At 68.0% G+C, this 16,892-nt stretch carries 20 protein-coding genes and 1 pseudogene; 14 read left to right on the top strand and 7 right to left on the bottom strand.

Translation table 11 applies throughout. From position 1 onward, the window contains the following. Positions 1-416 precede the first annotated feature (416 nt). Both AC3CF1_RS08445 and AC3CF1_RS08440 read right to left on the bottom strand, forming a co-directional pair. Positions 417-599, bottom strand: coding sequence for a hypothetical protein (locus tag AC3CF1_RS08445; RefSeq protein ID WP_328372809.1), 183 nt, complete (start codon positions 597-599; stop codon positions 417-419). A 228-nt stretch (positions 600-827) separates the two neighbouring features. Continuing rightward, positions 828-1,265, bottom strand: a complete 438-nt coding sequence (locus tag AC3CF1_RS08440; protein WP_328372811.1) for a hypothetical protein — start codon at positions 1,263-1,265, stop codon at positions 828-830. Between the two features lie 421 nt (positions 1,266-1,686). Between AC3CF1_RS08440 and AC3CF1_RS08435 the strand changes: the two genes are divergently transcribed. Together AC3CF1_RS08435 and AC3CF1_RS08430 are read left to right on the top strand one after the other, a co-directional pair. Next, complete coding sequence (locus tag AC3CF1_RS08435; protein ID WP_488450010.1) at positions 1,687-2,616, top strand: hypothetical protein; 930 nt, start codon at positions 1,687-1,689, stop codon at positions 2,614-2,616. Beyond that, positions 2,600-3,667: a DNA methyltransferase gene (locus tag AC3CF1_RS08430; RefSeq protein ID WP_488452051.1), complete on the top strand. Its 1,068-nt coding sequence runs from the start codon at positions 2,600-2,602 to the stop codon at positions 3,665-3,667. Before AC3CF1_RS08435 ends, AC3CF1_RS08430 begins: the two co-directional genes overlap by 17 nt. On the opposite strand, the gene AC3CF1_RS08425 is transcribed toward AC3CF1_RS08430, so the two are convergent. After that, positions 3,583-4,803 carry an NADAR family protein gene (locus AC3CF1_RS08425; RefSeq protein WP_488450009.1) on the bottom strand — a complete coding sequence of 407 codons (1,221 nt, stop codon included), beginning with the start codon at positions 4,801-4,803 and terminating at the stop codon, positions 3,583-3,585. The genes AC3CF1_RS08430 and AC3CF1_RS08425 overlap by 85 nt on opposite strands. 88 nt (positions 4,804-4,891) lie before the next feature. On the opposite strand from AC3CF1_RS08425, the gene AC3CF1_RS08420 reads away from it, so the two are divergent. From AC3CF1_RS08420 to AC3CF1_RS08370, 11 genes and pseudogenes are all read left to right on the top strand, one after another. Beyond that, positions 4,892-5,158, top strand: a complete 267-nt coding sequence (locus AC3CF1_RS08420) for a DNA cytosine methyltransferase (RefSeq protein WP_488450008.1) — start codon at positions 4,892-4,894, stop codon at positions 5,156-5,158. 150 nt (positions 5,159-5,308) lie between these two features. Further along, positions 5,309-6,424 (top strand): tyrosine-type recombinase/integrase, encoded by a 1,116-nt coding sequence (locus tag AC3CF1_RS08415; protein ID WP_488450007.1) that lies wholly within the window; start codon positions 5,309-5,311, stop codon positions 6,422-6,424. Positions 6,425-6,429: 5 nt separating this feature from the next. After that, a complete protein-coding gene (locus AC3CF1_RS08410) occupies positions 6,430-6,741 on the top strand; it encodes a helix-turn-helix domain-containing protein (RefSeq protein ID WP_167493858.1) in 312 nt (103 codons plus the stop codon). After that, on the top strand, positions 6,738-8,993 hold the full coding sequence (locus AC3CF1_RS08405) for a hypothetical protein (RefSeq protein ID WP_488450006.1): 2,256 nt from the start codon (positions 6,738-6,740) through the stop codon (positions 8,991-8,993). The genes AC3CF1_RS08410 and AC3CF1_RS08405 overlap by 4 nt, the downstream gene beginning before the upstream one ends. 312 nt (positions 8,994-9,305) lie before the next feature. Beyond that, complete coding sequence (locus tag AC3CF1_RS08400) at positions 9,306-10,352, top strand: serine/threonine protein phosphatase (RefSeq protein WP_488450005.1); 1,047 nt, start codon at positions 9,306-9,308, stop codon at positions 10,350-10,352. Positions 10,353-10,558: 206 nt separating this feature from the next. After that, positions 10,559-10,882, top strand: coding sequence for a DNA cytosine methyltransferase (locus tag AC3CF1_RS08395; protein ID WP_488452050.1), 324 nt, complete (start codon positions 10,559-10,561; stop codon positions 10,880-10,882). A 244-nt stretch (positions 10,883-11,126) separates the two neighbouring features. Further along, positions 11,127-11,516, top strand: coding sequence for a hypothetical protein (locus AC3CF1_RS08390; protein WP_488450004.1), 390 nt, complete (start codon positions 11,127-11,129; stop codon positions 11,514-11,516). A 63-nt stretch (positions 11,517-11,579) separates the two neighbouring features. Continuing rightward, positions 11,580-11,975 carry a helix-turn-helix domain-containing protein gene (locus AC3CF1_RS08385; protein ID WP_488450003.1) on the top strand — a complete coding sequence of 132 codons (396 nt, stop codon included), beginning with the start codon at positions 11,580-11,582 and terminating at the stop codon, positions 11,973-11,975. Between the two features lie 13 nt (positions 11,976-11,988). Beyond that, a pseudogene (locus AC3CF1_RS08380) lies at positions 11,989-12,252 on the top strand (site-specific integrase); the annotation flags it as partial. Between the two features lie 190 nt (positions 12,253-12,442). Next, positions 12,443-13,126 (top strand): tyrosine-type recombinase/integrase, encoded by a 684-nt coding sequence (locus AC3CF1_RS08375; protein ID WP_488452049.1) that lies wholly within the window; start codon positions 12,443-12,445, stop codon positions 13,124-13,126. Between the two features lie 13 nt (positions 13,127-13,139). Further along, positions 13,140-13,586 (top strand): hypothetical protein, encoded by a 447-nt coding sequence (locus tag AC3CF1_RS08370; RefSeq protein WP_488450002.1) that lies wholly within the window; start codon positions 13,140-13,142, stop codon positions 13,584-13,586. A 147-nt stretch (positions 13,587-13,733) separates the two neighbouring features. On the opposite strand, the gene AC3CF1_RS08365 is transcribed toward AC3CF1_RS08370, so the two are convergent. Then, positions 13,734-13,985 carry a transcriptional regulator gene (locus tag AC3CF1_RS08365; protein WP_488450001.1) on the bottom strand — a complete coding sequence of 84 codons (252 nt, stop codon included), beginning with the start codon at positions 13,983-13,985 and terminating at the stop codon, positions 13,734-13,736. Between the two features lie 230 nt (positions 13,986-14,215). Between AC3CF1_RS08365 and AC3CF1_RS08360 the strand changes: the two genes are divergently transcribed. After that, a complete protein-coding gene (locus AC3CF1_RS08360) occupies positions 14,216-14,686 on the top strand; it encodes a hypothetical protein (protein ID WP_488450000.1) in 471 nt (156 codons plus the stop codon). Between the two features lie 9 nt (positions 14,687-14,695). Here AC3CF1_RS08360 and AC3CF1_RS08355 read toward each other — a convergent pair whose 3' ends face one another. Genes AC3CF1_RS08355 through AC3CF1_RS08345 form a run of 3 tightly spaced genes read right to left on the bottom strand, consistent with a single transcriptional unit; the run spans position 14,696 to position 16,269 of the window. Next, complete coding sequence (locus tag AC3CF1_RS08355) at positions 14,696-15,445, bottom strand: hypothetical protein (protein WP_488449999.1); 750 nt, start codon at positions 15,443-15,445, stop codon at positions 14,696-14,698. Between the two features lie 34 nt (positions 15,446-15,479). Then, on the bottom strand, positions 15,480-15,797 hold the full coding sequence (locus AC3CF1_RS08350; RefSeq protein ID WP_488449998.1) for a hypothetical protein: 318 nt from the start codon (positions 15,795-15,797) through the stop codon (positions 15,480-15,482). Continuing rightward, entirely contained in the window at positions 15,790-16,269 is a 480-nt protein-coding gene (locus AC3CF1_RS08345) for a hypothetical protein (protein ID WP_488449997.1), read from the bottom strand. The genes AC3CF1_RS08350 and AC3CF1_RS08345 overlap by 8 nt, the downstream gene beginning before the upstream one ends. Between the last annotated feature and the right edge of the window lie 623 nt (positions 16,270-16,892).

Below are 16,892 nucleotides of genomic sequence, written 5' to 3'. Positions count from 1 at the left end.
CACCGAAGGGATTCGAATGCCGTCGCCGGAGTTGTCACGGCAATCGGTGGCATCGATTGCGCCACAGAGGGCTCACACGGTACTGACAGAGCTGCTCACGGCGCTGTTCGTCTCCCTCAACCGGGCCTCTGTCAGTGGCTCGCCCACACGGCGCGCCATCGCCGCTGATCGTTGTCATTGACTCTGACCAAGGTCGGTTGACCTGGCCTGTGACACCCCCTGACAGGCCTTTGACCGCGCGGTTCGGAGGTGGTGGCACAGGCCGTAGTGGCCCGTGAGACGGCGTGGACGACCTCACAGAGGACGTGCCCGGCCCGCTGTGACAACCGGGTCGGCTCACAGCGCTACTGTCACCGCCCGGTGCGGGTGGCCCGTGCGGACTGCCGAGGTACCCCGTGACAATCGCGGGCAGGCTGTCACCGCTGGACATCCTGCGCCGTGTGATAGGCACTGCCGCGCCCGATGGCATCGGACCAAGGCGCGGCGCTCGATGACGTCTCGCAGCGCTGGTCAACGCCCTTGTCCACGTCGACGCCCGAAGCGTCCTCCGCGCCGACGCCGGCAACCGCCAGCGCCTTTTGTCGATGACACAGCGTCATGACAGAAGGGGGCGGGGATGAAGGCCGGTTCCGTTGTATGGGCGGCTGCCGATGGCTGTCCTGACGTCGTAAGCACGAGACACTGACAGCACCCCCAGGAAATTGACGAACGAGCACCTCAATCTTTCAGTTCCGTATCCTCACCCACGGAATCGGAAGTTGAGCAGGAGTTGCTCCGATTCCGGGACCGAGGATGGGCCCGACCCAGTGCGGCCGGGCCTCAGATGGTCACTCGTCGGCCGTGAAAGGGCCGTTGGCGTCGTACCAGTCAATGAACTTGCTAACCGACCCGCCGAAGTCGGCGCGGATGCGGTCATGGATCGCCCGCTGGTCGTGGCCCTGCAGCCACTCGCCGCGGGCGACGGCCGAGCCGCAACCGCAGCGGCAGGTGGCCATGTCAACTGGGTCGGCCAGGTACAGCACCGGGAACCGGCTGGTGGACTCCGCTGGGTCCGGCTTGCCGACGAACTTGTCATGCACAAGGTCGCCAGACTGCAGGATGTCGCCAGCGAACGCGCGCCGGTCACCCTCCTGCCGCCACTCCGCGATCCGGATGGCCATCACGCTCTGCCCGCCGGCTACGACGACGGCGTAGCGCTCCTGCTCGGCGCGCTGATTGAGCCGCCACCAGCCGCGGGCGGCGTCGTAGACCTCCTTCTCCGACATGGTCGGATCCCATCCAGCGTGTTGGCGGGGCAGGAACGGGTGCGAACCCTGCTCGTCCCCAACGTACGTGCGCTGACTCAGCTTGATACGCAACAAGGTGGACCTCCAAGTGGTTCGTGCGTGCTCGACTTAAAGACTATAGAACCACCAGCCGGTCTTTGGTGCAAGAGGTTATTAGGTACGGACGGCGTCGAGCAGTTGATCCGTAGTGGAGCAGGTTGGTTGAGAAAGCCCGGCGGTCGGAGCAGAAGAACTGAGAACGGCGCAGGCCAACTGCGAGAGGGCAGATGCAAAGCAGGACAAGCCCGTTGCCGGGTCAAGCGCTGTGAGCGCTTGTGGGTTCGGCAAGTGTTCGCCAGGGCTCACACAGCGCGGTTTGGGGGTGTCAGCGCTTCACGGCGCGGCGCGGAGCCGACAGCACATGAGCGAGCACACGCCGCACCCGCAGGCCGATCACACCGAGCCGGCCGACTCCACGCTCATCGACGTGATCGCCGGCGACCCGCCGGTTCCGATCACGGTCTGGCGCACGGCCCGTACCGACGCCGATCCGCGCACCAGCCTGCCCACCCGTTTGGCCTACCGCCTCGTCGCCGCGTACAGCCGGCCCGGGGAGGCCGTGGCCGACCTCACCACCGACCACGTCCTCGCACCGATCTGCGCCCAGGGCGGGCGCCAGCACCACCGCGCCTGGTTCACCGACAGCTCCAGCCTGATCATCGGACCCGCCACCGCCGGCCCGCCGGCGCCCACGACCGCAACCAACCCGCTCACCGCGCCCGGCGAGCCGGAGGCCGACGACGCGCACGACCCACCCGAGCTGATCGATTGGTTCGGCGACGACCTCACCGACCCCGACCTGCCCGGCGCCGACGCCGCAGTCGTCCGGCCGCCCGACGACGGCCCGCTGGACGCGGCCATCAGCCTGGTGGTCGCCTCTTGGCCGCTGCACGAGGCCGGCACGATCGGCCGGGTCCGCCTCGCCTGGCTCCTCGCTGCCTGCGCGCGGCTGCTGCGCCCCGGCGGCTGCCTCGTCCTCATCGTCGGCGTCCCCGCCGGCACGCAGCCCACGCCGGAGGACTTCGGGCCGCTCGTGGCCGCCGCCTCCGCAGCGGGACTGGGCTACCTGCAGCACATCGTCGCCGTCGAGGCCGACACCGACGGCGACCAATTCATCTACTACCACGGCACGGACGAGGAACTGCTCACCCTTGCTCACGCCAACCCCGAGCAGTGGTCGGTCGCCCACTTGCGGGTGCACGCCGACCTGATGGTCTTCACCCCGCACTCGACTCCTGCCGCCGGAGCGGGACGGCGCCGTGGCCGCGACGGCGGTGAGCGCCGTGGCTGAGCACACCACCGCGGGATCCTCCGGAGCGAACGAGCCAGACACCAACAGCTCCGCCGTCGGCAAGGATCACCCGGGGCACCGCGACTACGAAGGCCGCCACCGCGCCGACCCTGGGGGTCTGTCCGTCTGGGCCACCGCCCAGTCGACCGGCCCTGTACAGCGACGCGGCCGGTACGTGCCGGAATCGGGCAAGCATCCCGCCCGGATGCTGCCCGCGATCGCCGCCCACGCGATCGCCGCCTACACCCAGCCCGGCGATCTGGTCCTGGACCCGATGTGCGGCATCGGCACCACCCTGGTCGAGGCCGTCCACGCCGGCCGCGACGCCTTCGGCATCGAATACGAGCCGCAATGGTCGAACATCGCCGACGCCAACATCCGCCACGCCCACGACCAGGGCGCCAGCGGACGCGCATCGGTCATCCGCGGCGACGCGACCCGGCTGATGTCGCTGGTGCCGAAGGCCCTCACCGGACAGGTGGCGCTCGTGGTCACCTCACCGCCGTACGGGCCCACCGTCCACGGCCTCGTCCGCCCGGGCGAGCACGGCGTCGTCAAGTACGACGACCGGTACGGCGAGGACAAGGGCAACCTCGCCTACCGCGACCTGACCGGCCTCGCCGACGGGTTCGCCCAGATCCTGGCCGGCTGCGCCACCCTGCTACGCCCCGGCGGCGCCGTCGTGGTCACCGCCAGGCCGTGGCGCAAGCGCGGCGAGTTGGTCGACCTGCCCAGCGCCGTCATCGCCGCCGGCCTGCGCGCCGGACTCGTGCCGACCGAGCGGTGCGTCGCCCTCCTCGCCGCCGTTCGCGACGGGCAGCTCGTCGCCCGCCCGTCGTTCTTCCAACTCCAACAGGTCCGCAAGGCCCGCTCGTCCGGGGTGCCGATGCACCTCATCGCACACGAGGACGTTCTGATCTTCACCAAGACGCGGAGTTTTGGAAGGTCGGACGAACGTAAGGGTTTTCACGGAGAACCGGAGGGCTGTGAAGCTCGTTCCTCGCATGTCGGCCCTTGTGTTCCTGGCGAAGCCGAGGAGTCGGCGCCGTGAATCGTCGAAAGGGGGATCCCGGCCTCGGCGGCTGCGAGTTCGGAGCGGATCACTTCCAGCAGCCGGCCGACCCAGTTGGTGCCTGGTCTGCCGGTCTCGGACCAGTAGGCAGAGTCGAAGTCGACGTAGACGATGCGGGCGTCACCACTAGCACGCAGGGTCTGTGCCATCCGCGGGTGCTCGGTGTACTTGGCGCGCAGCAAAGCGGTCATGACCGCCAGACGCGCCGAAGCCCAGTCGGTGCGGCGAGGTGCCTGCTCACCGAGTTTACGGGCGTCATAGCCGCTCGGTGCTGTGGAGATCTGGTTGTGCCAGTCGGGGTCAGGTGTCGACAGCGCCCAATAGGCGTGCGTGACGCTGGGGTAGCTGTTGACACCGACGGTGATGACGGCCGGATAGTCGTTCTGCAAGACCTCAACGCCGGGTGGATCCGGCCAGCCGCGCGGGTAAACCGTCTTCGGGACGGTCAGCGTGGGCTGCTGAGGGTGCTCCGGGCCGTCGGCCGGAATCCGTGCCTCCCACGCTTCGACGGCGATCTCCCGCTCGCGGAAGTACGCGACTGCCTCGGCACGCTTCTGCTCCGTGACGACCAGGCCATCCGGCCAGCCACGCAACTGTTGACCCAGATCGGTGATCAGGATCCGCAATGGAGCGTCCTTACGGTCCATATCGCCGAGGGCGTATGTGCGCAGGTGTTCAGGGATCGCCAGATACCGCTCGCGGAGGGTGCATCGGTTGTCTTCGGTGGGATCGGCCAGGTAGGCCTCCACCGCTTGCAGGCATCGGCCGGTGGAGTCGGGCCGGCCGTTGAGCCGATCGACGTCGTCGGCGACCTCGCCAAGGAGCATCTCAGCGTCGATGGCGGAGCTGGGCTCGCTGAACTGCCACCCCGCCAGGTGGTGCGCCGATGCCCGCGCGCCGTCTTCGAGGATCGTGGCGACCCGGCCACAGCGCAGGTGCTCGGCCAACCCGTCGAGGTCGGTGAGACCGCCGGTGCCGCAGTCGATGGCGCCGTCGGCGTAAATGATCAGGTCGGTCAGGAAGTACGTGTCCATGTTGCGGGTGAAGACGTGCCGCCAGGTGCCTTCGATCCGTTGGCCGTCGACGTCGCGGTAGGTGCGGCGATATCTCGTCACCGCCGAACCGTAGATCAGCCCGGCCCCAAAAACCGGCCGAGCCCCTCTCGGAACAATCCCAACCGCCCCCGCACTCCCGGGAGGTGGCGTGAGTGACCACCGAACCGGACCCCGGATCGGGTCGCTGTGCACCGGCTACGGCGGGCTCGACATGGCCGCCGAGCTGGTGCTCGGCGGCCACCTCACCTGGTACGCCGAGACCGACCGACATGCCCGCGCCGTCTGCGAACACCACTGGTCCGAAGTGCCCAACCTCGGCGACATTCGCACCGTCGACTGGACGCGCGTCGAGCCCGTCGACGTCCTCACCGCAGGTTTGCCCTGCCAAGACATCTCCAACGCCGGCAAAGAATAGGCCGAGTTGCTTCTGATGCAACCATTCGACCTTTCGGTCTCAGCGCGGCGGTGCGGACATTCTGGCAGGGTTGCATGCTCGTTCGGGTCCGCCGCGCGGGCTGCGTAACCGGCGCATCGATGTTGCGTTAAGCGCAACGTGGAGCGGGCGGTGGATCTGACTGGAGCAGTGCACCTGACGTTGGCGTCCGGGGTGGCGTATCTCGATCCGGCGACCGCGGTCTTCGACGCGATGTTGGAGGGCTGGCAGCGTCAGCAGCGCACGCGGTTTCTGAAGGCGTCGACGATCGCGGGGCGGGTGTTGATGGTGCGTCGGTTTCACCGGTACACGAACCAGTATCCGTGGGAGTGGGAGTCGGCCGAGGTCGAGGCGTTCTTCGATCACCTGCGGTCGGCTGGTCCGCGGCCTATCACCGTGTCGACGGCGAGGAGCTACCAGACAACGTTGCGGATGTTCTGCGACTTCGTCACCGACGCCCGCTACGGCTGGGCGGGCGAGTGCTTGCAGCGGTTCGGTCGTGCGCCGACGCAGATCCTGCACGAGTGGAACTCGATCGTGCACGTGACGGAGTTCGACGGTCAGCCGGGTCGGCGGCCGCTCACCTACGACGAGGTGCAGGCGCTGTTCGACGCGGCCGACGGCCCTGTCGAACAGATCCGTACGCATCAGCGCAAGGGCGTCTTCGCGGCGTTGCGCGACACGGCGATGCTCAAGACGGTGTATGCCTTCGGGCTGTGCCGGGCTGAGGCGTGCGGGCTGGACGAGTCGGACTTCCGCCACAACCCGAAGGCCAAGCAGATGGGGCAGTTCGGTGGGGTGTTCGTGCGGTGGGGCAAGTCGTCGCGAGGCAGTCCACCCAAGCGGCGCACCGTGCTGACCGTCCCGGAGATGGACTGGATCGTGCCGGTGCTGGACCAGTATTCCAGCGAGGTCCGGCCGCGGATCATTGGCCAGGCCCATCCAGCGCTGTGGGTGACCGAGCGGAGCGGCCGGATGTCGTTGCGCCGCCTGAACTTCGCCTTCGCCGAGGTGCGCGACCTCGCCGGCTTGCCGCAGGAGCTGGACCTGCACTGCCTGCGGCACAGCTACGTCACGCACTTGATCGAGTTCGGCTATCCGGAGAAGTTCGTGCAGGACCAGGTCGGGCATGCCTACGCCTCGACCACCGCCATCTACAGCGGCGTTTCCGACGAGTATCGGACCCGCTTGATCAACCGCAAGTTGGAGCAGCACAAGGATGATCTCTGGGGGCGGGAACGCGCGTGAAGACGATGGGGATCCGTTGGCAGCTGCGGCTGCGCATGGCCGAACGGGGCATGTTCGCGACCACCGAGTTGGTGCCACTGCTGGTCGAACGAGGCGTTCATCTGTCACGTGAGCAGGTGTTCCGGCTGGTGACCCAGCCGCCACAACGGTTGAGCATGGAGACGCTCGCCGCGTTGTGCGACATCCTGGGCTGCCAGCCCAACGACCTCATCGAGGTCGAGGCGACCGAGGAACGCACCCGGAAGACAGCGACGGCAGGCGGGCCGGCGCCGACCGCGCGGCGCAGCACCATCCGCCGCCCAGAGCCGGCGCCGTGACCCGCATCCGCCAACGCCGGGAGCCTGACCCTTTCCTCGCTGACCGGGTCGTCGCCCGGCTGACCGCCCTGGTCCCCGGGCTGACCGCGAGCACGGCTCACGCGGCGATGGAGGCCGCGCGAGTCACGGCCCCGGTGTCGCTCTGGGCCCTGGAGGATCACCTCAGCGCGCACGGGATCACTCCCGCCCGCAGCGGCCCGCTGCAGCTGCTGAAGCTGTTCGCGATCCTCGACGTCGAGGGCTACGACCTTCCAGCAACTGCCTGCGCCGCGTGCGGCCGGCGAACGCGCGTGTTGTCGCATCGGCAGGACGACGGACGGATCTGCACGCCGTGCGCGCACCGGCGTTACGTTCGCCGGTGCGAGATCTGCAAGGAGATCAAGCGGATCACGCACGCTGGCACGCAGACCGGGATCTGCGGCAACTGCCGGCGCCGCAATCCTGACCCGGAGCGCGTCGGCCCGTGCACGCGCTGCGGCCGGGTCCAGCGCCTGATCATATGCAAAGACGACGATTCACTGCGCTGTCAACGCTGCCAGGCTCAGGGCAGGCCATTGCGCGCCTGCGCCGACTGCGGCGCTCTCGCATGGACCCAGAAGATCACCGATGCCGGACCGGTGTGTCCGGCCTGCTACCGGGAACGGCATCGACCACGACGTGTCTGCGGCCGGTGCGGGCGCTCACGCCTCATCGACCGGCGCGCGACCACGGACCAACTAGATCTGTGCAACGGCTGCTACCGCGGCGCTGAAGGCACCTGCAGCCGATGCGGGCGATTCCGCCCCGGCCGCAAGACGCCTCATAGCGGGTTCCGTTGCGAGGGCTGCCTTCCACGTCCACTGCGTCAGTGCGCCGGCTGCCAACGACGACGCACCGTCCAAGCCGTCTGGCCGATCGGCCCGGTCTGCTCGTCCTGCTACAACATCATCCGCAACCACCCAGCGCGCTGCCCGAACTGCGCCGAGACCCGCGTCCTCACCGGCACCGACGCTGGCGGCGCTCGGATCTGCGGCCCGTGCGCCGGAGCAGGCGATTACACCTGCACCGGATGCGGGCGCGCCGGCCACACCTACGCCGACCAGCGCTGCGCCTGGTGCGTGCTCGACGAACGCGTCAGCGACCTCCTCACCGATGATCATGGCACGATCGCGGCCCGGCTGCGACCGCTGCGCGCCGCACTCACCAACACCGACCGCCCCGAATCCGTCCTCACCTGGATTCGCCGGTCCCGCACCCGCACGCTCTTCGCCTTCCTCGCCGCTCACCCCGACGACCTCAGCCACGAACTCCTCGATGAGCTCCCCGCCGTCCAGCACCTGCACTATCTCCGCAAACTGCTCGTCCTCGCCGACGTGCTCCCGGCCCGCGATGAGCATCTCGAGCGCACCCGGACCTGGCTTAACCAGACCCTTATCGGGCTACCGCCCGAGCACCGTCAGTTCGTGCAGCCGTTCGGCCTCTGGCACGTGCTGCACCGCGCCCGGCGCCGCTCACACCAGTTCGGCCCGCGCACCGTCCAGGCCGCGGCCAAAGACCGCCGCTACATCCACACCGCCGTCGCGTTCCTCGCCTGGCTCGACACGCACGGCCTCAGCCTGACAACGATCAACCAGCAGCACATCGACCAATGGATCGACACCGGACCAGCTGCCCGGCACCTACGACCATTCATCAAGTGGACCAACCAGCGTCGCCTGACCACCGCGCTCGACGTTCCCAACCGACCCTCCAGCCTGCCCAGCCGCTTTCTCACCGACGAGCAGCGTTGGGCGCAGCTGCGCCGATGCCTCGACGACACCAGCATGCCCATCAAAGCCCGCGTCGCCGGCGCCCTGATCCTGCTCTTCGGCGTCGCACTCGCACGCGTGCTCAACCTGACCACGACCGACGTCACCTTCAGCAAGGACGTACCAACCGGCATCACGCTCGGCAAGCAACCAATCCCGCTGCCACCGAAGGTCGCGGCGATCGTCGCCAAGCTCATCAACGACCGCGGCCGGCCTGCCTCGATCCCAGTTCTCTCCAACCACGAGGCGCACCTGCTCTTCCCCGGCCGGCCAGCCACCACCCCAATCACCCTGCAAGCACTGAGCCGAACTCTCACCCGCAACGGGATCACAGCCCACCTCGGCCGCAACGCCGCCGTGCTCGCCGACCTCCTCGGCATGAGCGCCAGCACCACCCACAAGTGGAACCGCCTCACCAGCCGCGACTGGACCCACTACCTCCAAGCCCGAGCCGACACGACATAGCCCCTGCTTGTCGGCGTACGGGTGCCGGTGCGGAGCCAGGTACGCCAAATGTGCAGATGCCTGGGCGAGTGGCGCTGGGGACCTTGCGGCGCCGGTCGCCCCAGCGACGCACGTCCGTTGCTTACGATGAGTAACCGGTGGACGTGGGCCGTCGCCCGAATCGCGGCATTACAGGGAGTTGTCATAGCGCCCTGCCAGCGTTCTTCCGAACCCGTCCAGAATCGTCACTGTCCAATCGGGCCCATCAACTTGCCTGAAGGAGACCGCTTCGCACCGTGTCAAAGGGCTGTCGCTCGATGGCATGATGCAGCGATGTTCCTCACGCGACGTTCCCGCCATGACGACGTCGCGGCGCTGCTGGCCGGCCGCACTGATGGTGAACTGGCAGCGTTGGTGCGGGACGCGTCACTCAAGGGTGTGGGCGTGGGCGGCAGCTCTTCGATCGCCGACATCGACGGTGTGCCCGTGTTCGTCAAGCGGGTCCCGATCACCGACCGAGAGCTGGCTCATCAGCACAGCACCGCGAACCTGTTCGGGATGCCAGTCCATTGGCAATACGGCATGTACCGCCTTGCTGGCCCGGGCTTCGGCGCGTGGCGCGAGCTAGCCGCGAACCAGAGCGTCACTGAGGGCGTACTCGCTGGCGAGGCGGAATCGTTCCCGTTACTGCACCACTGGCGGGTGCTGCCCGGTCGCCCGCCGGTCGCGGCTGAGCACCTCGACATCGACGCCGTCGTCGCCCAGTTCGGCGGTCACCAGGCCGTGCGTGCGCGGTTCGAAGCGCTGGCGGGCGCCACCGCGAGCCTCGTACTGTTCCTCGAACATCTCCCCGACGAACTGCCTCGCTGGCTGAGCGACCCGGTCGGCAGAGCCGCGGCGGTCGAGCGGCAACTGTTTGAGATAGTGGCGTTCCTGCGTCACCGCGAGATGCTGCACTTGGACGGACACTTCGGCAACATCCGGGCCGACAAGAAGCGGCTCTACCTCGTCGACTTCGGGCTCGCCACCTCGCCGCGCTTCGACCTGTCGGACGCCGAGCGCCACTTCGCTGCCCGCAATGCTGGTCACGATGCCGACTATGCCTCAATGCGGTTGGTGAACTGGCTTGTCACCTCAGTATGCGGGGTGCCCGTGCCGGTCGGCAGCGGTCCCGTCGCACGCAACCAGTTCGTGCGCCGATGCGCGGCCGGCGATATCCCACCGGACCTGCCGCCGCCCATAGGGGAAATCATCGCCAGACATGCCCCCGCCGCCGCCCGGATGAACGACTTCTGCTGGCGCTTGTTTGACGGCGACCTTCAGGCCGAGTATCCCGGCAACGAGAACACAGTCCAGATCGTTGCGGATCGGGCAAGTTGAGCAAGGGAATTTTGCACTCACATCGGCTAGATCCGGACGCCGCCGGGTCGACCAGCATGACTGACGGTAGTTGATCGTTGCAGAGCAAGCTCGGCAGCGAGCCGCAGCCACACTCGCAGATGCCGATAGCTGCCGTGTACTCGGTGGCGTACCCGGCTCTGCACTCGAAGCCGTAGGCCGACACTGCTGGCCCGGGACGCGGACGAATACGACCGGTCACGAATACGTGCGTTGCACCAGTCCGCGCCGGAATCAGCGGCGAACACTCCAGCCTCTGGACCAGCGTCGCCGACGCCATTCGCGTCCTTCGACCACCGCTCGTCTTCGTGGAAAACGTCGCCGCCCTGCTCCGGCGCGGCCTCGACGTCGTCCACGCCGACCTGGCCGCGCTCGGGTACGACACGAGCTGGCTATGCCTACGCGCATCCGACATCGGCGCCGCCCACCGACGCGACCGCCTGTTCCTGCTTGCCACCCCCACCCCAGGCGGGGAAGACGCCGCGGACACTGCCCACCCCCTGCGCCCGTGACGGGAAAGGACCCGGCCACCAGCACGGGCTCCCCGACGTCATCGAACCCGGCGGCACCCAACACCGCCTCCTGCTGCCCACACCCCGCGCCAGCGACACCGGCACCCCAGGCCGCCGCGCCGGGCAGGGATTCCGACCACCACTGTCACAAGTACTCCTCCCCACGCCCCGCGCCACCGACGGACACAAAGGCTGCCCCGCACAACGCGGCTCCCGCGGTGACCTCACCCTGCCGTCCGCGACGGTGCGCCTGCCCACCCCCACCGCATCCGACTCCCGAGGGCCGGGCCGTCACGGCGACGGCGGGGCCGACCTGCGCACCACCGTTAACCACCTGAACCGCGCCATCCTCGGGCACCCCGATGACACCCAGTGGGGCGTCTACGCCGACGCCATCGCCCGTTGGGAACTCCTGATCGGCCGGCCCGCTCCGGCCCCCACCCAACCCGGTCAGCACGGAAAACCCGTGCTCGCCCCACCATTCGTCGAGTGGCTCATGGGCCTGCCCACGCAATGGGTCACCCACCCGACCCTCGGGCTGCCCCGCACCGGCGCGCTGCGTGTCCTGGGAAACGGCGTCGTCCCCGCCCAAGCAGCGACCGCCCTACGGCTCCTGCTCTGCCGACACCACTGACCCACCACACCGTGGTGGCTCCTCGCGACCACAGCCTTCTTCGCCCCGCGAGGAGCCACCACGGTGACCCCGCACCGCCGCAAGCCCGAAAGAGACCTCGATATGCATCCCGATCCGAACCGCACCCGACGCCGGCCTGCGCCGGCCACGCCCTCATCCGCACACCGCGCCGGTCCCCGCGAGAAGGACGAGCCGCACCTCTACACACCGGCCGAAGCCGCCGCCCTGCTGCGCGTCCCGGAGTCCTGGCTCCGCCGCCGCGCCGCCCGCCGCCAAATCCCGCGCACCTTCCTCGGCAAACACCTGCGCTTCTCCGCCGACGACCTCACCGCGATCATCGCCGCCGCCGCGCAACCCGCCACCACACGCAGGCGCACACCTCGACCATCGGGCCGCGCCAGCGACTTGCCAACGCCGGGAAGTCACGCGTCCATCACCACCACACCGGACCGGAACTGATCGGAGTAAACCCATGGCCTGGGTGGAAAAGCGCGGTACCCGATTCCGTGTACGCCTGCGCATGCCCGACGGCACCGTCACCACCGACTCATCGCACGACCTGCGCGCCGACGCCGTCATCCGCGCCAAAGAAATCGACGTCGAGGCGGCCCGCGACACCTACATCGACCCCCGCGGCGGACGCATCCCCCTCGCCGACTGGGTCCCGATCTGGGAAACGACCCACCAAGCGGGCCCCGCCACGTGGGCCGCCTACCGCAGCCACCTACGGCTGCACATCCTGCCCGCCCTCGGCCCGCTGCCCCTGGTCGACATCCGCCGCCAACACGTCAAGACCCTCGCCGTCGCCTTGGGCAAACGCCTGTCACCACGATCGGTCGCTGACGTGATCATGGTCCTGTCGATGGTTTTGCAAGAGGCCCGTCGAAGACAGACGCGTTCCCTTCAACCCCTGTCGGGGAGTCCGCATTCCCAAAGGCATCCGCGCGGAGCGGCCGCATGCCACCGCCGAGCAGGTCGCCGCGATCGTCGCCCGCCAAGCGCGCCCCAGCGACGGGCTGCTCATCCTCACCGCCGCCTACACCGGCATGCGGTGGGGAGATCTCACCGGCCTCACCCGAGACAACGTCGACCTCACCACCGGCAGCATCCACGTGCACCCCGACGTCGGCGCGCTACACGAGGTCGAAGGCAAGCTGTTCCTCGGCCCACCCAAGACCAACGACTCCGTCCGCCACATCCGGCTGCCCCGCTTCCTGACCACCCTCCTCGCCGTCCACCTCGCCAAACGACCCCACGACATCGTCTTCCCCGGAGCTCGCGGACATCACCAGCGGCGCTCTAACTTCAACCGTCGCGCCTGGGCCCCCGCCGTCGCCGGCAAACCCGAACGGGGCATACCGCCGGTCCTGCCCGGCATGCACTTCCACGACCTGCGCCACACCCACAAGACCTGGCTCATCGAGGACGGCATCCCCGAGATCGCCCAAGCCCGCCGCCTCGGTCACCGCCTCGCCGGTGTACGGGGCATCTACAGCCACGTCACCGAGCCAATGATCGACACCGTCGTCGACGCCCTTCAACGGCGGTGGGAAACCACCCAGCCGAACGGTGCCAGCGATACCGTCCGACGACTGCGCGTGGTCGCCTAACGAGCAGGGGAGGATGAGAGCCATGCTTCAGGCCTTCGTCGCGGAACCATCGTGCGCGGTGTGTGGGCGACCGGCAGCCCACGTCGAACTCGTCGCGCCCGCCTCCGAACCGGTGGACTGGCAGGGCTGGTCAGCGCCGCAGCGCGACGCCTACACCGCCGCACGACAGCGTTACAGCGACCAGCAATGGTGGTTGCTGTTTTCCGGGATCGTGGCGGGCAACGGCTCCGGCCGGCCGGTGGATCTGGCAGAGGCGCAACGGATAGTTGACGCCTTCGCCCGGCCGTACCGGTACGCCGCCGTGACCTCCGCGGGCTTCTACGACGACGCGGGATTCTGCGGCCAGTGCGACGCCCCGTACTGCTACCACCACTGGAACGTCTCCAGCACCGGCTACGGGCGATGTCCTGAAGGCCACGGCAAAAGCCTCGACCCACACTGGTGGCCCGACGATCTTTAGCCCTCTAAGATTCACAGTCCGGTTGCGGGCTGCGTTGGTCCAGGTCGACAATCCGAGATGACAGCCTTATAAGTTCTGGATCCGCCCTGGGTGTCGAGCTGCTCGTGACGGCCGAACAGTCGGGTGCGCTGTCCTGGCCCTGCTGGCTCACCTGCGTCGCATGATCGCGTGCAGCGTTCTGCTGCCCCCAACCTGCGTCAGGGTGATGAGTTCCCATCCTGTGTGGCTGAGGTGGTCGGCGGCGGCGAGGGCCTGGCTGATGTTGTCTCCGCCAGCGGCGTAGGCGACCACGGCAAGATGCCGGTGAGGGTAGGCGCGTAAATCGACCAGTTGCTGCAGAACCGCCGCCGCGGTGATGGCGCGGGAGTGAGCGACAGATTCAATGGTCTCGTGGGGCATGCCTCGACGATAAGGGCAACCCGCACGGGCGATTGCCTGGCGCAGCTGGCGGTATGGTCAACGGTGTGGAAGCTCGGTCCCGGAATCGGGCGCTGGTTGTCGGCCTTCTGGTAACGCTCGCGGTTACCGGAGGGTGTGGCGACGGCGGATCAGCGAGGCCGCGTGCCGTCACCACCTCGCCGCTCGTTGGTGTTCCCGCCACGAGTAGTCCGGCGCCCGCTGTTGAGCCCTTGTACGACGCCACCAACCTCGACCTGTGCCGGCGCACCGACCTGGCACCCCTGGCGGACCTATCGGTGAAGGTCGCTCGTACTGATCCGAAGCCGCCGCTGGGGCGGCCGGGGTCGTCGTGCCTGTTCGAGATGCGCACCGCGGACGACCACCAGGCGAACCTACTGGTCGAAGCCAGCTCGTTGACGAGCGCCGAGGAGGCCGGACGCCTCTACACGGCGACCCAGCAGGTGACAGGCATGACGGCGGACGGCCCCGTCGCCGGCCTCGGCGAGCAGGCCGAGGCATTCGTCAAGCGATCGGACCCTGGCTTCAAGTACACCGAGTACATGGTCCACGCCCGCGGCGCCAACCTGGTGGTGAAGGTCTGGCTCGCGGTCGGCGGCGATTCCTACCTGCCTAAAGAGGTACTCGCCGCGAAAGCACTGGCGATCCTCAAGGCGACCTTCACCGCCGTGCCGCACGCCTGACGACAGGCTCTACCCGCGGACGGCCTCGGGCCAACGGCCGCCGGGAAGCTTGGAGTAGTCACCGACCTGCGTCGCGATGTCCCGGACGTTACCCAACGCGTCAACGAAACGCTCACCGACCTGCAGGAGGGTGTCCAACCCCGCGGTGACGATATCGCCGACAGACTCCGCCAACGTGTCGATGGCCCAGGGAATGTTGATGACCGTCGTCGCGTCGACGGCGGCCTGGGCGAACTTACCCGCCAGCTTGGTGACGATCGACGCTAGCTCGACCGCGTAGTCGACGTTGGCCCTAGCGATCTTGAACAGCCACTGACTGATGAACTCCGCCTTGAGAACGGACTCGTCAACCGCCGCCCGCTGTTTGACAGCCTTGTCGGCGTAGGCACGTGCCGCGTCGCCGGTCCACTTAACCAGGTTCTGGTCGACTGGCTCGCTGATCGCGAACGACAGCTGGGAGACGGGTGTCTTCACCTCGGTGACCCACCGGAAGCTCATCGAAATGAGCGACAGCACCGGCAGCTGGTGTTCTAGGGCGTGATCAACTCGATCCATGACCTCCCGCAGCCCGCGGCGCGCGGCGTCGATGTTGTACTTGATCCACAGCAGCGCCGCCGGGCCGATGAGCCACGCCCATTCGTTGACCTGCGAGACGACGTCGTTGAACCCCTCGACCGCAAGGTCCACGCCGACGCGGATCTGGTCGAAGGCCTTGTTGAACGGCTCGCCGTATTCCAGGTCCGGCGGTGCGGGCTGCATCGGCTTGGATCCTTCCGGGTCGTAACGTCCGTGCTTAGGCTTCGTAGATCGTGTTGAGGTCGAGCGAGATCACCTCGTCGGCCTGGTCGTAGGCGTCGGCGACGCGACGAAGGGCTTCACCGACCTGCTCAAACTCCGTCGCCGCACCCGTGAGGATGCCGACCATGAAGGCGTGGAAGTCGCGGTACGCGGCTGAATGGACGCCGGCGTTGGCGTCGCCGATGTAGAAAGCGGAGGCGTCCAAGCTCAGCCGCTCAGCGGCGCCCTTGATGGCGGCTGCGCTGTCGGACAGCTGCAACCACTTGCCGCCCTCGGTACGCAACGCGTCGGTGATGACGTTTAGCTCATCCACCTGGCCACTCCTCAAGGTCGTGTTGATCTGCCCCTGCTAGGTCGACGGCGCGAAGGACGGACTGTGCTTCGAACTGCAGCTGACCGGCGTCGGCACGGGCGATCCGTCCCGTGTCGCCGGTGATACCGACAATGCTGTTCGCGCGAATCCGCAACGTCAGACAACCGTTGGGGCTGGTCATGACCTGCTCGACCGGGGAAACGCGCAGCTGTGCCACCCGATCCAGCTCCGCGTCGAGGCCCTGCAGCGTGCGCCGGGTCGCCCGCGACCACACATCCTCGTCGAGCTCCCGGGCCGCCTGCACCGTTCGGCGTGGCGATGTTGGCGGAGCCTGCCCCTGCTGAAGTTCCGTCAAGGCGGCCTGCTCCAGTGCGGCGCCGACGGCAGCGGTGTAGGCCTCGAAGAGCACGGCTGGGAACCGAGCCGCGCCAACCTCGCTGCGCCACTCACGGCCGACCGTGACGGTTTCCACGCGGCGTCACGGGTCGATGACCACGGAGACCGATCCGGTGGCGTCGGATCCGCGGAAACCGCCCGTCCGTGAGAGGTGTCCCCTCTCCCGCCGTATCTGTTCGACGTGTCGCTGAAGCGTGGCCTCGTCACCGAGGAAATCGAGGCTTGCTAGCGACAGGCGTGGGTCGCGTCTGTCGTTCATCCGTGCCTCGGTTCCTCACGTCAATCTGCGGGTGGCGATCGGACTGATCTCCAGAGAGCAGGACCACCGTACGTAAAACCTTGTCAACTCGCAGTACCCCTACCTGCCCGTCAGGCCAGGTGTGACCTGCGGCGTGTCTCCACTGAGCGCGCCGGGCGTGATGGGCGCGCAGGACAACGCGAGTGATGCTGACCATGGCCATGATCCGGCTGCCGGACACGGACTTGACCCTCTGTTCAGTCGGCCACTCTCGAGCGGCTGGGAGGAGGAATTTGGTGTCCGTGCGATTGATGCCCACCCCACGCTCTAGCGCTAGCGTCTGCGGTTCAAAGGTGGCAAATGGGGGTTGAGCTGTGGGTTATCGCTTCAATGCGCCGCCGAACTGGCCGGCGCCGCCGACGGGCTGGATACCAGGCCCTGGATGGAAGCCTGACCCGGCA

It is taken from the genome of Micromonospora sp. MGP-C2 (genome assembly GCF_057766525.1).
The sequence above is the reverse complement of the archived record's forward strand: the minus strand, read 5'-3'. Positions and strand labels throughout refer to the sequence as shown.